General features: G+C 70.2%; 13 protein-coding genes. 8 read left to right on the forward strand and 5 right to left on the reverse strand.

The window, feature by feature from the left end:
* Positions 1-71: 71 nt before the first annotated feature.
* A complete protein-coding gene (locus EOINJALH_RS28495) occupies positions 72-359 on the reverse strand; it encodes a DUF1488 family protein (protein ID WP_234414086.1) in 288 nt (95 codons plus the stop codon).
* Between the two features lie 269 nt (positions 360-628).
* Between EOINJALH_RS28495 and EOINJALH_RS28500 the strand changes: the two genes are divergently transcribed.
* The 7 genes from EOINJALH_RS28500 (at position 629) to EOINJALH_RS28530 (ending at position 9,772) form a co-directional block, all read left to right on the forward strand.
* Positions 629-937 (forward strand): DUF485 domain-containing protein, encoded by a 309-nt coding sequence (locus EOINJALH_RS28500; RefSeq protein WP_088286618.1) that lies wholly within the window; start codon positions 629-631, stop codon positions 935-937.
* 17 nt (positions 938-954) lie between these two features.
* Positions 955-2,673, forward strand: coding sequence for a cation acetate symporter (locus EOINJALH_RS28505; protein WP_088286654.1), 1,719 nt, complete (start codon positions 955-957; stop codon positions 2,671-2,673).
* Positions 2,674-2,750: 77 nt separating this feature from the next.
* Positions 2,751-4,181 carry a putative nucleotidyltransferase substrate binding domain-containing protein gene (locus tag EOINJALH_RS28510; protein ID WP_088286620.1) on the forward strand — a complete coding sequence of 477 codons (1,431 nt, stop codon included), beginning with the start codon at positions 2,751-2,753 and terminating at the stop codon, positions 4,179-4,181.
* Between the two features lie 22 nt (positions 4,182-4,203).
* On the forward strand, positions 4,204-4,416 hold the full coding sequence (locus EOINJALH_RS28515) for a hypothetical protein (protein ID WP_088286622.1): 213 nt from the start codon (positions 4,204-4,206) through the stop codon (positions 4,414-4,416).
* Between the two features lie 15 nt (positions 4,417-4,431).
* Positions 4,432-7,236 (forward strand): sensor histidine kinase, encoded by a 2,805-nt coding sequence (locus EOINJALH_RS28520; RefSeq protein WP_088286624.1) that lies wholly within the window; start codon positions 4,432-4,434, stop codon positions 7,234-7,236.
* Entirely contained in the window at positions 7,233-7,607 is a 375-nt protein-coding gene (locus EOINJALH_RS28525) for a response regulator transcription factor (protein ID WP_088286626.1), read from the forward strand. The genes EOINJALH_RS28520 and EOINJALH_RS28525 overlap by 4 nt, the downstream gene beginning before the upstream one ends.
* Positions 7,604-9,772: an exonuclease domain-containing protein gene (locus EOINJALH_RS28530; protein ID WP_088286628.1), complete on the forward strand. Its 2,169-nt coding sequence runs from the start codon at positions 7,604-7,606 to the stop codon at positions 9,770-9,772. The genes EOINJALH_RS28525 and EOINJALH_RS28530 overlap by 4 nt, the downstream gene beginning before the upstream one ends.
* Positions 9,773-9,862: 90 nt before the next feature.
* On the opposite strand, the gene EOINJALH_RS28535 is transcribed toward EOINJALH_RS28530, so the two are convergent.
* From EOINJALH_RS28535 to pap, 4 genes are all read right to left on the reverse strand, one after another.
* Complete coding sequence (locus tag EOINJALH_RS28535) at positions 9,863-10,378, reverse strand: GFA family protein (RefSeq protein ID WP_234414087.1); 516 nt, start codon at positions 10,376-10,378, stop codon at positions 9,863-9,865.
* 27 nt (positions 10,379-10,405) lie between these two features.
* A complete protein-coding gene (locus tag EOINJALH_RS28540; RefSeq protein WP_088286630.1) occupies positions 10,406-11,032 on the reverse strand; it encodes a glutathione S-transferase family protein in 627 nt (208 codons plus the stop codon).
* A gap of 39 nt (positions 11,033-11,071) precedes the next feature.
* A complete protein-coding gene (locus EOINJALH_RS28545) occupies positions 11,072-11,788 on the reverse strand; it encodes a glutathione S-transferase family protein (protein ID WP_088286632.1) in 717 nt (238 codons plus the stop codon).
* Positions 11,789-11,885: 97 nt separating this feature from the next.
* On the reverse strand, positions 11,886-13,409 hold the full coding sequence (gene pap, locus EOINJALH_RS28550) for a polyphosphate:AMP phosphotransferase (protein WP_088286634.1): 1,524 nt from the start codon (positions 13,407-13,409) through the stop codon (positions 11,886-11,888).
* A gap of 178 nt (positions 13,410-13,587) precedes the next feature.
* Here pap and EOINJALH_RS28555 point away from each other — a divergent pair, with 178 nt between their 5' ends.
* Complete coding sequence (locus EOINJALH_RS28555) at positions 13,588-14,487, forward strand: adenylate/guanylate cyclase domain-containing protein (protein WP_158219934.1); 900 nt, start codon at positions 13,588-13,590, stop codon at positions 14,485-14,487.
* Positions 14,488-14,665: the final 178 nt, after the last annotated feature.

Genomic DNA, 14,665 nt, shown 5'->3' on the forward strand with positions numbered 1-14,665 from the left:
GGATGGCAGCCCTGGCCCCGCCACGCCGCGGGTTCTGCCCCGAGGTGACGGGCGCGCGGAGGCGCCGAAGGCTATCGCTTGATCGGAGCGGACAAGTCGGGCTCGCGCAGCATCACCGGCTCGAGCGATCCGTTGGCCAGCCGGCGCAGCACGGCCGCGTCGATCTCTGCCTTGTGCCCCAGGTAGCTGGCCAGCGCGTCGTCGCCGCCCATCGCGGCACGGAAGCGGAAATGCAGTGTCTGCCGCGAGACGCTGGCGCCGACGTGCCGGCCATCAACGGTCTGCACCCAGAAGCGCACCGCGCCCGAGTCGTCGTGGAAGTGCGGGGCGGGCGGCCAGGCGTCGGTCGGCGCGGGCACCGGGGAATCCTTTGCGGTCATGCCGTGAGCCTACGACCGGCCGGTGCACCGGGTCGGTGTGCCACCGCACAGACCGTGCCCCCCCGGTTCACGGTGAAAACCCGCAAATTTGACCCACCGATTTATTTGTCAATGCCTATTGACTTGGGGTTAACCCTGTGGTTGTCAGGCGGTGTTGGCTGGGTGTCAGACGACGGTCAGTGCCGTGGCAGACGATGCGCTTCATGGCTCCGGTCGGAGCTGCCCCCGTTCTTTCTCGAGGAGATGACATGGAAGACGATCTGGTTAGGCGAATCGCCAGCCACCCCAAGTACCACGAGCTGCGTGCCAAGCGCACCGGCTACGGCTGGTGGCTGACACTGGCGATGATGGTCGTGTACTACGGCTTCATCGTGCTGGTGGCCTTCAACAAGGAGTTCCTGTCCCAGCGTCTGGGCAGCGGCGTCATGACGGTGGGCATCCCCATCGGCTTCGGCGTCATCGTCTTCACCATCATCATCACGACCATCTACGTCAAGCGCGCCAACGGCGAGTTCGACGACCTGGTCGAGGCCATCAAGAAGGGGGTGCTGAAGTGATCCGCACCAAGTTCGCCATCGGCGACATCACGCGCAACGTCGCGGCGCTGGCCGCCCTGCTGGGCGTCTCCGCCGCGGCCTATGCCGCCGGCGCCGACCTCGGCCAGGCGCAAAAGCAGGCCACCAACTGGACGGCCATCAGCATGTTCGCGATCTTCGTCGTGGGCACGCTGTTCATCACCAAGTGGGCGGCCGCCCGGACCAAGAGCGCGGCCGACTTCTACACCGGCGGCGGCGGCATCACCGGCTTCCAGAACGGTCTGGCGATCGCCGGCGACTACATGTCGGCGGCCTCGTTCCTGGGCATTTCCGCGGCCGTGATGGCCTCGGGCTTCGATGGCCTGATCTACTCGATCGGCTTCCTGGTCGGCTGGCCCGTCATCACCTTCCTGATGGCCGAGCGCCTGCGCAACCTGGGCAAGTTCACCTTCGCCGACGTGGCCGCCTTCCGCTTCTCGCAGACCCCGGTGCGCGTCTTCGCCGCCTCGGGCACGCTGGTCGTGGTGGCCTTCTACCTGATCGCCCAGATGGTGGGCGCGGGCCAGCTGATCAAGCTGCTGTTCGGCCTCGAGTACTGGATGGCGGTGGTCATCGTCGGCGCGCTGATGATGGTCTACGTGCTGTTCGGCGGCATGACCGCCACCACCTGGGTGCAGATCATCAAGGCCTGCCTGTTGCTGGGAGGTGCGTCGTTCATGGCCTTCATGGTGCTGCTGAACTTCGGCTTCAGCCCCGAGGCGATGTTCGCCAAGGCCGTCGAGATCAAGGCCGCGCTGGCCGTCAAGGGTGGCAAGCCGGCTGAAGAAGCCGCCAAGATCGGACAGTCGATCATGGGCCCGGGCAACTTCGTGAAGGACCCCATCTCCGCCATCAGCTTCGGCATGGCGCTGATGTTCGGCACCGCCGGCCTGCCCCACATCCTGATGCGCTTCTTCACCGTGCCGTCCGCCAAGGAAGCACGCAAGAGCGTGATGTGGGCCACCGGCTGGATCGGCTACTTCTACCTGCTGACCTTCATCATCGGCTTCGGCGCCATCACCTTCGTGCTGACCAACCCGCAGTTCCTCGACGCCAAGGGCACGCTGCTGGGCGGCGGCAACATGGCCGCCATCCACCTGGCCAACGCCGTCGGCGGCAACGTGTTCCTGGGCTTCATCTCGGCGGTGGCCTTCGCGACCATCCTCGCGGTGGTGGCCGGTCTCACGCTGTCGGGTGCCTCGGCCGTCTCGCACGACCTGTACGCCACCGTCATCATGAAGGGCAAGGCCGACAGCGCGTCCGAACTGCGCGTCTCCAAGATCACGACCATCTGCCTGGGCATCGTGGCCGTGGCACTGGGCATCGCGTTCGAGAAGCAGAACATCGCCTTCATGGTGTCGCTGGCCTTCGCCATCGCCGCGTCGGCCAACTTCCCGGTGCTCTTCATGAGCGTGCTGTGGAAGGGCTGCACCACCAAGGGCGCCGTGATCGGCGGCTTCCTGGGCCTGATCTCCTCGGTCGCGCTGACCGTGGTGTCGCCGTCGGTGTGGGAAGCCACGCTCGGCAACCCGAAGGGCTCGGCCTGGTTCCCGTACACCTCGCCGGCGCTGTTCAGCATGACGATCGGCTTCCTCGGCATCTGGCTGTTCTCCGTGCTCGACGGCAGCGCCCGCGCCAAGGTCGACAAGGATGGCTTCCTGGCCCAGCAGGTGCGTTCTGAAACCGGCATCGGTGCTTCCAGCGCCAGCGGTCACTGACCTTCCGTCGCTGACCTGAACCGGGGGTTGCAGGCCAGTGCCTGCAGCCCCTTTTTCCTTCCAGACGTCTGCCTTTCATGCCCGACACCCAAGCCAAGGAAACGCAGCGCGAGTGGCTGTCGCTGGTGACCGCGCGCGTGCGCGACACCTACATCCGCAAGCCGTTCTACGTCGACGGCGCACTCGACCTCGTGTCGGTGTGCCGCCTGCTGCAACCCCAGGGCCTGACCCACGCGCTGGTGCGCGACGGCGACCGCCTCGGCATCTTCACCACCACCGACCTGCGCGACGCGCTGCTGCGGCCCGAACCGCCGGGCCAGTTGGCGGTGCGCGAAGTGGCCCGCTTCGGCCTCGTCGACATCCACCCCGACGCCGAACTGTTCGAGGCGCTGTGGCTGATGGTGCGCCACCGCGTGCACCGACTGCTGGTGCGCGACGGCGACCAGGTCATCGGCTTGCTCGGCCAGCTCGACCTGGTGAGCTTCGTCGCCAACCACTCGCACATCGTCGCGCTGCAGATCGACGAGGCGGCCAACATCGACGACCTGAAGGCCGCGGCCGAGCGCATCGACTCGATGGTGGGCCTGCTGCACGACGGCGGCATCAAGGTCGAGCGCATCGCGCGGCTGGTGGGCGAGCTCAACGCGCGCCTGTTCTCGCGCCTGTGGACGCTGCTGGCGCCGGCCGACCTGGTGGCCAACAGCTGCCTCGTCGTGATGGGCAGCGAAGGCCGCAGCGAGCAGATCCTGAAGACCGACCAGGACAACGCGCTGCTGCTGCGAGACGGTTTCGACTGCCCCGAGCTCGAGGACATCGCCGGCCGCTTCAATGCCGCGCTGACCGAACTGGGCTACCCGCCGTGCCCCGGCGAGATCATGCTGACCAACCCGCTGTGGCGCCAGCCGCTGGCCGGCTTCAAGGACACCTTGCGTGACTGGGTCTACGGCCACGATCCCGAGGGCCCGATGAACCTGGCCATCTTCATCGACAGCCATGCCGTGGCCGGCGACGCCCGCCTGCTGGACGAGGCGCGCGACTACCTCGACCGCATCCTGGTGGGCAGCGATTCCTTCCTGGCGCGCTTTGCCAGCGCGATCGACCTGTTCGACGACCACCCCAGCTGGTGGCAGCGCCTGACCTCGCGGCGCGACGAGAAGCCCATCGACCTGAAGAAGCTGGGCACCTTCCCCATCGTGCACGGTGTGCGCGCGATGGCCTTGCAGCAGCACTTGCGCGTCAACGGCACGGCGCCACGGCTGCGCGCGCTGGTGGAGCGGGGCCAGGTCGACGCCGACCTGGCGCGCGACGTGCTGGACGCGCTGCACTACCTGATGGCGCTGAAGCTCACCCACCAGTTGCGCCAGAAGCAGGCCGGTCAGCAGGCCGGCAACCTGGTGCGGGCGTCGGAGCTGGGCACGCTGGAGCGCGATCCGCTGCACGACGCGCTGGGGATCGTGCGACGATTCCGCAGCGTGCTGCAGCACCGCTTCAAGCTCGACGCGCTGTAGCCCCACCCGTCCGGAGGTCTCCATGTTCGACGGCTTGCGATCGCAACGACTGCTCGGCCTTTTCGCGCTGGGCTGGCTGCTGCTCAACGTGCCGCTGCTCACGCTGTGGGACCGGCACGTGCACGTTTTCGGGCTGCCCCTGATGCCACTGGCGGTGTTCGTCGGCTGGGGCGTGCTGATCGCGGTGGCGGCCTGGGTGGCCGAGGCGCCCGACCGCCACGATGCGGCGGACTGACATCGCCCGACCGCCATGCTGTCCGCCCCCCTCGTCATCGCCGCGTCGTTTGCCTACCTGAGCCTGCTGTTCTGGGTGGCGCACGTGGCCGACCGGCGCGCGTTGCAGGGTCGATCGCTGATCGGCAACGCCTGGGTCTATGCGCTGTCGATGGGCGTGTACTGCACCGCCTGGACCTACTTCGGCAGCATCGGCCGCGCGGCCTCGTCGGGGTTGTGGTTCCTGCCGATCTACCTGGGCCCGACACTGGCCATGCTGATGGCCTGGATGGTGCTGCGCAAGATGATCCGCATCGCGCGCAGCTGGCGCATCACCTCGATCGCCGACTTCATTGCCAGCCGCCACGGCAAGAGCCCGCTGCTGGCCGCGCTGGTCACGCTGATCGCGGTGGTGGGCATCCTGCCCTACGTGGCGCTGCAGCTCAAGGGCATCGCCAGCGGCTATGCGGTGCTCACCGCCGTGCCCGGCGCGCCGGCGTTGCCGCCGCTGCCCTGGTGGCGCGACAGCACGCTGTACATCGCGCTGGCGCTGGCCGGCTTCACCGTGGCCTTCGGCACACGGCACCTCGACACCACCGAGCGCCACGAGGGCATGGTGGCGGCCATCGCGGTCGAGTCGGTGGTCAAGCTGGCGGCCTTCCTGGCGGTGGGCGTGTTCGTCACCTGGGGGCTGTTCGACGGCCCGGCCGACCTGTTCGGCCGCGCCGATGCGGTGCCCGAGCTGCGGCGCCTGCTCACCCTCGGCAGTGGCAGCGGCGGCTCGACCGGCGGCTTCGCCGGCGGACCCTGGTTCGCGATGACGCTGCTGGCCATGCTGAGCGTCATCTTCCTGCCGCGGCAGTTCCAGGTGATGGTGGTCGAGAACGTCGACGAGCGCCACGTGCGCCGCGCCACCTGGGCCTTCCCGGCCTACCTGCTGGCGATCAACCTGTTCGTGCTGCCGATCGCCATCGGCGGCCTGCTGCACTTCGGCATCGGCCGCGAGAACCCCGAGACCTTCGTGCTCTCCCTGCCGCTGGCCGCGGGCGAGCGCGCGCTGGCGCTGGCGGCCTTCATCGGCGGGCTGTCGGCAGCCACCGGCATGATCATCGTCGAGGCCATCGCGGTGTCCACGATGGTCTGCAACGACCTGGTGATGCCGCTGCTGCTGCGCGCCGGCCTGCGCTCGGCGCGCGACCTCACCGGCGTGCTGCTCGGCATCCGCCGTGCGGTGATCGTGGCCATCCTGCTGCTGGGTTATCTGTACTACCACATCGCCGGCGAAGCCTATGCGCTGGTGAGCATCGGCCTGATCAGCTTCGCCGCGGTGGCGCAGTTCGCGCCTCCGCTGCTGGCCGGCATGTACTGGAAGGGCGGCACGCGCCAGGGTGCGCTGGCCGGCCTGGGCGCGGGCTTCGCGCTGTGGGCCTGGACGCTGATGCTGCCGTCCATCGCCAAGTCGGGCTGGATGGACACGCGCTTCGTCGCCGAGGGCCCGTTCGGCATCGCCGCGCTGCGGCCCGAGCAACTGCTCGGCCTCACCGGCATGGACAACCTCACCCATTCGCTGTTCTGGAGCCTGCTGGTCAACATGGGCCTGTACGTGGGCGTGTCGCTGTGGCGGCGGCCATCGGCCCGCGAGACCAGCCAGGCGCTGCTCTTCGTCGACGTGTTCCAGCGCACCGAGGGCGAGCTGCACGATGGCCCGGTGTTCTGGCGCGGCCAGGCCAAGCTGGCCGACCTGCGCCAGCTGGCCGAGCGCTTCCTGGGCGCCGACGCCGCCGCGCGGCTGTTCCAGGACTATGCCCGCCGCATCGGCTTGGCCAGTGCCGACACGATCGTCGCCGACGCGCGGCTGGTGCAGTTCGTCGAGACGCAGCTGGCCGGCGCCATCGGCAGCGCGTCGGCCCGGGTGATGGTGGCCTCGGTGGTGCAGGAGGAGTCGCTCGACCTCGACGATGTGATGCGCATCCTCGACGAAGCCTCGCGAGAGGCCGCCGGCCTGCGCGCCTATTCGCACGCCCTGGAAGAGAAGTCGCAGTCGCTCGAGCGCGCCACCGGCGAGCTGCGCGAGGCCAACGAGCAGCTCAAGAGCCTGGACCGGCTGAAGGACGACTTCATGTCGTCGGTGACGCACGAGCTGCGCACGCCGCTCACCTCGATCCGCGCGCTGGCCGAGCTGATGGTCGACGACCCCGACATGGACGTCGAGCAGCGCCAGCAGTTCCTCACGCTGGTGGTCGGCGAGACCGAGCGCCTGACGCGGCTGGTGAACCAGGTGCTGGACATGGCCAAGATCGAGTCGGGCCACGCCGAATGGCGCAACAGCGAGGTCGACCTGAAGGCGCTGGTGCAGCAGGCGGTGCAGACCACGCACGAGCTGTTCCGCGAGCGCGGTGCCACGGTCGAGATGCACCTGCCGGATGCCGTGCCGCCGCTGCAGGCCGATGCCGACCGGCTGATCCAGGTGATGATCAACCTGCTGTCCAACGCCGCCAAGTTCGTGCCGGCCGGGCAGGGCCGCGTCGCGGTGACGCTGGTGGCCACGGCCGATCACGCCACCGTCACCGTGCAGGACAACGGCCGCGGCGTCCCGCCCGAGCAGCAGGAGCTGGTGTTCGAGAAGTTCCGCCAGGGCGGCGAGGCCGACCACCGCCCGCAGGGCACAGGGCTGGGCCTGCCCATCAGCCGCCAGATCGTCGAGCACTTCGGCGGCCGGATGTGGCTGAAATCTGAGCCCGGTCAAGGCGCCTGCTTCGGTTTTGATCTGCCATGGCAGCATGCGGTGCAGGCGTCCGACAAGACAGAGAAGACGGAACAGACCCCAGGAGACAAGACATGACCTACAAGGTGCTGATCGCCGACGACGAACCCAACATCGTCATCTCGCTCGAGTTCCTGATGAAGCGCGAGGGCCACCAGGTGAGCATTGCGCGGGACGGCCAGGCTGCGCTCGAGACCATCCGCGACTTCCGGCCCGACCTGGTGCTGCTCGACGTGATGATGCCGTTCAAGACCGGTTTCGAGGTCCTGCAGGCGGTGCGTGCCGATGAGGCCATCGCCGGCACCAAGATCCTGATGCTCACGGCCAAGGGCCGCGAGACCGACACCGCCAAGGGCCTGGCGCTGGGCGCCGACGCCTACATGACCAAGCCGTTCTCGACCAAGGAGCTGGCCGAGCGCGTGCGCCAGTTGCTGGGCGCCGCGACATGAAGGTCGACAAGCTCGAGGTCGCCGCCACGCTGGCACCGGGCCTGGCGCTGGGGCTGGTGCTGCTGGCCGCGGGCGGCGTGCTGGCCGGCACGCTGGAGCCGCCCGAACGCGCCGCTCTCGGCGCCATGGTCGAGCCGCGCGGCGCGCTGCTGGTGCTGGTGTGGCTGGCGGCTTCGGCCGCCGCTGGCGCACTGGCCCGCCGCGCCTACGGCCTGTGGGTGGCCGCGCCGGCGCGCATGGCCGAGGCGGCGCAGGCTGTGGCTGCCGGGGCCGCCGCACACGCCCTGGCCCCCGCCGGCGGCGCCGGGCTGCAGGCGCTGGCGGGCGTGGTCAACGACCTGGTGCGCCAGCGCGAGGGCTACCGCGCCGACATCGACGCCAAGGTGCGCGAGGCCGCACGAGGCATCGAGCAGGAGCGCAGCCGCCTGGCCGCGCTGATGTCCGAGCTGACGCAGAGCGTGGTCGTGTGCAACCTCGACGGCCGCATCCTGCTGTACAACAACCGCGCGCGGGTGCAGTTCCGCGCGCTGTCCAACGCGCCCGCGCTGGCCGACGGCGCCGAGCTGATCGGCCTGGGCCGCTCGGTCTACACCGTGTTCGACCGCAAGCTGGTGGCCCACGCGCTGGAGAGCATCCAGCAGCGCCTGCTGCGCGGCGCCGCGCAACCGTCGGCGCAGTTCGTCACCGCGTCGCGCGCCGGCCAGTTGCTGCGGGTGCAGATGGCGCCGGTGCGCGACCCTTCGGCGGCAACCGACGAGCCGGCCCGTCTCTCCGGCTTCGTGCTGATGCTCGAGAACATCACCCGCGATTTCGAGGACGACTCGGCGCAGGACCGCCTGCTGCTGGGCCTGACCGAGGGCAGCCGCTCGTCGCTGGGCAACCTGCAGGCGGCGGTGGACATGCTGGAACTGCCCGACCTGGAGCCGCCGATGCGCGAGCGCTTCCTGGGCGTGGTGCGCGACGAGGTGCGGGCCATGACCACCCGCATCCAGGACCTGGCCACCAGCACCAGCCAGGGCCTGAAGACGCGCTGGCCGCTCGAGGAGATGCTGGGCGCCGACCTGGTGCAGGCCGCCTTGCGCCGCATCGAGACGCAGCTGGGCGTGCGCACCGCGGCCGTCGACGTCGACCCGTCCGTGTGGCTCAAGGTCGACAGCTTCGCGCTGCTGCAGGCGCTGGGCTCCCTGGCGGCGCGGCTGGTCGAAGAGTTCGAGATCAAGATGGTGCAGATGCGGCTGCGGCGCGACGGCGAACGTGCCCACCTCGACCTCATCTGGACCGGCCACAACATGAGCACCGAGACGGTGATGAGCTGGGAATCGAGCCCGATGACGGTCGGCCCCGAGATCAGCCCGCTGTCGGTGCGCGACGTGGTCGAACGCCATGGTGCCGAGTTCTGGTTCCAGCGCGAGCGCGTGCGGCACGAGGCCTACTTCCGCTTCCTGCTGCCGCTGGCCACGCCGCAGGAGCAGTTCGACTCGACCCTGCTGCTCAAGAGCGACAGCCGGCCCGAGTACTACGACTTCGACCTGTTCCGCGCCAACGAACAGACGCGCGAGCTCGACGACCGCCGCCTGGTCGAACTGGCCTACACCGTGTTCGACACCGAGACCACCGGGCTCGACCCGTCCTCGGGCGACGAGATCCTGCAGATCGGCGCCGCGCGCATCGTCAACGGCAAGCTGCTGCGGCAGGAGAGCTTCGAGCAGCTGGTCGACCCCTGCCGCGACATCCCCGCCGCCGGCATCCCGATCCACGGCATCACGCCCGACATGGTGGCCGGCAAGCCGCCGATCGGCCAGGTGCTGCCGGCCTTCCACGCCTTCGCCAGCGACACCGTGCTGGTGGCCCACAACGCCGCATTCGACATGCGCTTCCTGCAGCTCAAGGAAGAGGCCACGGGCCTGCGCTTCGACCAGCCGGTGCTCGACACGCTGCTGCTGTCGGCGGTGGTGCACCCGCACCAGGAATCGCACCAGTTGGAGACCATCGCCGAGCGCTTCGGCATCACGGTGATCGGCCGCCACACCGCGCTGGGCGACGCCATCGTCACCGCCGAGGTCTTCCTGAAGCTGGTGCCGCTGCTCGCCGACAAGGGCATCCACACCCTCGGCCAGGCGCGCGAGGCGGCGCAGCAGACCTTCTACGCGCGGCTCAAGTATTGATGAGCGCCCCCAGGGCCGGGCTGAGCCCGGCCCGCCCCCCGCGGGGGTCAAGCCAAGTGGCAGAGCCACATTGGCTTGAGAGCGGCGGCCTCAGGTCGCCTTGGGGGCGGCCGCCAGCAGCGCTTCGCGCCGGCGCAGGCTGTCGGCCGGCCAGTGGGCGTCGCGGTCGTAGTACTCCGGCACGGCCGGTGTCTCCGGCGGCAGCAGCACCCAGGGCTGCTTCGACGCCGTGAAGATGTGGATGTCCGGCGGCAGCCGGTCGGGCTCGTCCAGCGTGCCGACGCGCACGAAGCTCACGCGCGTGCCGGCGCCGGCGTAGTGGCTCCACAGCGCGATGCGACAGCGCACGCAGCGCACGATGCGTTGGCCCTTGCCGCTGGCCGAGGGCGTGTGCACTGCCTCGGTCTCCCCCTGCAGCAGCAGCACCCGGTCGGCCTCGATCATCGCGTTCAGCGCGAACGAGGCGCCGGTCTCGCGCTGGCACCAGCGGCAATGGCAGCAATGCACGAACATCGGCGCGCTGACCAGGCGAAAGCGCACGGCGCGGCAGGTGCAGCCGCCGTCGAAGGTGTCGGCGCCGCCGGGGCGGTCGGTGGTCTCGGTCACGGGGCGTCTCCTCACCGGTGCAGGGCCTCAGGGCAGGCCATTGTGGCCATGGCGCAGGAAGGCCGGGCGTTCGCACAGGCGCGCGAAGTACGCGTCCAGTGCCGGCAGTTCGGGCCGGGCCATCGGCGTCATGCGCCAGCGCTGCGTCGACAGTCCCAGCACCACGTCGGCCAGCGTGAACCGGGGCCCGGCCGCGAAGGCGCCGGTGGCGGCCAGCCGGCGGTCGAGCAGCTGCATCAGCGCGTTCCAGCGCTGCACGCTGGCGTCCACCGCGGCCGCGTCGATGCCGGGCGCCTGCCGCACCCGCGCCATGAAGGCCGGCCGCCAGGCGGTGTTGAGCTCGGTGGCCTGCCAGTCCATCCACTGTTCCACCGCGGCGCGCTCGCCGGCCGCGGCCGGCAGCAGGTCGGTGCGCCCGTGCTGCGCAGCCAGGTAGCGGCAGATGGTGTTCGATTCCCACAGCACCCGGTCGCCGTCGACCAGCACCGGCACCAGGCCGTTGGGGTTCAGCGCCAGGAATTCCGGCGCCCGGGTGTCGAGATCGCCCGAGCCCCAGGGCGTCACCTGCGGCGCCAGGCCGATCTCGTCGCAGGTCCACAGCACCTTGCGCACGTTGATCGACGAGGGCTTGCCGAGGACCTGCAGCGTGGCCATGGTGTCGTGTGCGGGTCGGTCGAAGGGCAGCGCGCGCCGTCAGGCCGTCGGCGGCCAGTGGCGCGCCACCACCGGCGCCACGGCAGCGTGGCGCTCGATGCGGGCGAGCGTCTCGGTGAAGCCGGGCCGGGCCCGGCGCAGGTGCGCCCTCGCGCCCGACCACTTCGACACCACCACCGCCAGGAAGTCCAGCGCACCGGGCGTGCGGCCGCCCAGGTAGGGCCGCGCCGCGAAGCTGTCGGCAAAGATCTCCCAGTGGCGGTGCAACTGGCGCCGGGCGCCCCCGCGCACCGCCTCGTGCGCGGCCGCGTCGGTGGCCAGGGTCCAGCGCTCGGGGTAGTCGGAGATGCCGACCGCCGGGTAGGCATTGGCGGCGATGAACACCAGGCCGCGCAGCACCTGCGCCCGCTGCGACGGGTCGGCGGGCAGCAGCCTCGATTCAGGAAAGCTCAGGCCCAGGTGGATCAGGATCGCAGCGCTTTCGGTCATCACGCTGCCGTCGGGGCCGCGCAGCGTGGGGATCTGGCCCAGTGGGTTCACCGCCGCCAGCTCGTCGCGCGCCGAATCGGCCTCCCAGGTGGACGCTCTCACCACGCGATAGGTCAGGCCAGCGCGCTCGAGCGCCATCTCCACCGCCGCCGAGCCCGAGCCCCGGCTGCCATAGAGCGTGTAGGGCGCCGCCGCGGCATCGGGGCGCCGCGCGGCGCGCGTGCCGCCGGAGACGGGGCTGTCGCCACTGCCAGTGCTGCGCTTCATGGGGCCCCCGGTCGACACGTCGATGGGCGATTCTGGACCGCCCGGGGGCGCATTGCCAAGGCGCATCGGCCCGGTCGCCGGAGTCTGGCGCTGGGCCCTAGTCCCGCTTGCCCTTCTTCCGGCCGCGCTTCGGGTGCACGTCCTCCAGAGCCTGCTCGACCGCCTCGCACAGCGTCTTCAGCACCTTGATGCGGGCGTGGTACTTGTCGTTGGCCTCGACCAGCGTCCAGGGCGTCGTCGCGGTCGAGGTGCGGTCCACCATCTGGCACACCGCGGTGGTGTAGTCGTCCCAGCGCTCGCGGTTGCGCCAGTCCTGGTCGGTGATCTTGAAGCGCTTGAAGGCCACCTTCTCGCGCTGCTTGAAGCGGCGGAACTGCTCGTCCTTCGAGATCGCCAGCCAGAACTTGACCAGCACCACGCGGTGGCGCACGAGCGCGATCTCGAAGTCGTTGATCTCGCCGTAGGCGCGCATCCAGTCGGCCTCGGTGCAGAAGCCCTCGATGCGCTCGACCAGCACGCGGCCGTACCACGACCGGTCGAAGAAGGCGAACCGGCCGCGCCGCGGCAACTGGCGCCAGAAGCGCCACAGGTAGGGCTGGGCACGCTCCTCCTCGGTGGGGGCGGCCACCGGGATGCTGTCGTAGCTGCGCGCGTCCAGCGCCCCGGTGACGCGCCGGATCGCGCCGCCCTTGCCGGCGCCGTCGTTGCCTTCGAACACCGCGACCACCGACAGCGACTTGAAGCGCGGGTCGCGTGCGGCCAGGTTGAGCCGGCCCTGCCATTTCTCCAGCGACCGCTGGTAGGCGGCCCGCGACATCGGCTGGTCGAGCTCGAGCGCGCTCAGCATGTTGACGCCGTCGCCCGGCGCCGGCAGCGGGGGCGCCTTCACGGCTGCGGCCTTTGCGGCCTTGTGGTCGAGCCGCTCGCGCATCGCGGCCAGCAGGTGGCGGCCGACCGTCAACGCCCGGTGCTGCGGGTCGGCGCCGGGCACGACGATCCAGGGCGCGTCGGCGGTCGAAGTCTGGCGCAGGAACGGGTCGCAGACCTCGACGAAGCGGTCGTAGCGCTTGAAGTACGCCCAGTCGATGTCGGTCACCCGCCAGCGCGTGGCCGGGTCCTTCTCCAGCGCCTCGAGGCGCTTGCGCTGCTGCGCCTTGGACAGGTGGAACCAGTACTTCAGCAGCAGCACGCCCTCGTCGCACAGCATGCGTTCGAGGCGCTGGATCTCGCCGATCGAGCGTGCGAACGCCCCGTCGTCGATCTGGCCCATCACCCGCTGGACGATCGGCTGGGTGTGCCAGGCGCCGAAGAAGATGCCGATCCGGCCCTTGGGCGGCAAGGCGCGCCAGAAGCGCCAGAGCGCCGGTCGCTCGATCTCCTCGTCCGACGGCGCGCCGAAGGCGGTCGTGCGGATGTGGCGCGGGTCCATCCACTCGTTGAGCAGGTTGACGGTCTCGCCCTTGCCGGCGCCCTCGACCCCGGCGATGAGGATCAGCACCGGAAAGCGGCCATCGACGAAGAGGTCGTACTGCGCGTCGAGCAGGCTGGCCCGCAGCGACGCTTCCTCGCGTCGGTAGGCGGCCTTGGCGACGCGGTGCGGAAGGTCTGCGGATTCGAACATCGTGGCCGGAATCTGGCACGCTGCGGTGGGTCCCGCAAGGGCGATCGTCAAGCCGTCGCCACCGAGGCACCGGCCGGCGGGCCGGACACCGCCGCGCGCGTGGCCCCGCAGGGCTCGACGCAGGTCAAGGCCCGCCGCGCGCATGGCCGGACAATGCCGGCAGACCCAGGGGCCTTCGATGGAATGCGCAGTCTTGTTCGCGGATGTGGCCGGCAGCACCGCCCTGTACGAACTGCTCGGCGACGAGCGCGCCTTCATGCTCGTCGAGAGCTGCCTGTCGGCGATGTCCGACTGCACCGCCGAGCTGCACGGCCGCGTCGTGAAGACGATCGGCGACGCGGTGATGGCGGTGTTCCCCAGCGCCGATGCCGCGGCCGCCGCGGCCTGCGAGATGCAACTGCGGGTGGAAAGGCTCGGCCCCGCGGCGGGCGTGCGCCTGAGCGTGCGCGTCGGGCTGCGCTACGGCCCGGTGGTCGAACGCGACCACGACGTGTTCGGCGACACCGTGAACCTGGCCTCGCGGCTGTGCGACCTGGCCTCCAAAGGGCAGATCGTCACTGACGAGGACACCGCCCAGCGCCTGTCACAGGCCATCGTGCCGAGCCTGCGCAGGCTCTACTCGGTGCCGGTCAAGGGCAAGGAGCAGGAGGTGGCCCTGATCGAGATCCTGTGGCAGGCCGCCGCCGAGGACCGCACCGCCATCGTGGCTGCGCCGACGAGCACCGGCGCCCCGGCGCGACTGGTGCTGGAACTCGACGGCGCGAGCATCGAGATGGGCCCGCAGCGGCGCAAGGTGACCTTCGGGCGGGACCTCGAGGCCGACTTCACCATCCGCCATCCCAAGGTGTCGCGGGCGCACGCCATGATCGAGCGTCGGCGCGACCGCTTCGTGCTGGTCGACCACAGCTCCAACGGCACTTTCGTGAGCTTCGAGGGCCGGCCGGAGACGACCGTCCACCACGAGGAACTGGCGCTGATGGGGCACGGCTGGATCGCTTTCGGCCAGCCACGCGCCGAGGCGGGGCAGGTGGCCACGTTCAGCTGTGTGCAGGGCCCGGAGGCGGCGACGGAGCCCTGATCGCTTTTTGGGGGGCTGCGCATCGTTGGTGAGCGCCCCTGATGCCCTTGGTCGCGGGCCCGGTGGTCAGGTTCGGGCTCATCGCAGCCGCTCGTTCCGTCCGACAATCTGTGCGGTGCGGCAGGTGCGGCGCGGCGCGACAGGCGGCAGCCGACGGTGGCGCTGACTGTGGCGGTCG

The sequence above is a fragment of the Ideonella sp. A 288 genome (genome assembly GCF_002198735.1).
Classification (GTDB): Bacteria; Pseudomonadota; Gammaproteobacteria; order Burkholderiales; family Burkholderiaceae_C; genus Pseudaquabacterium.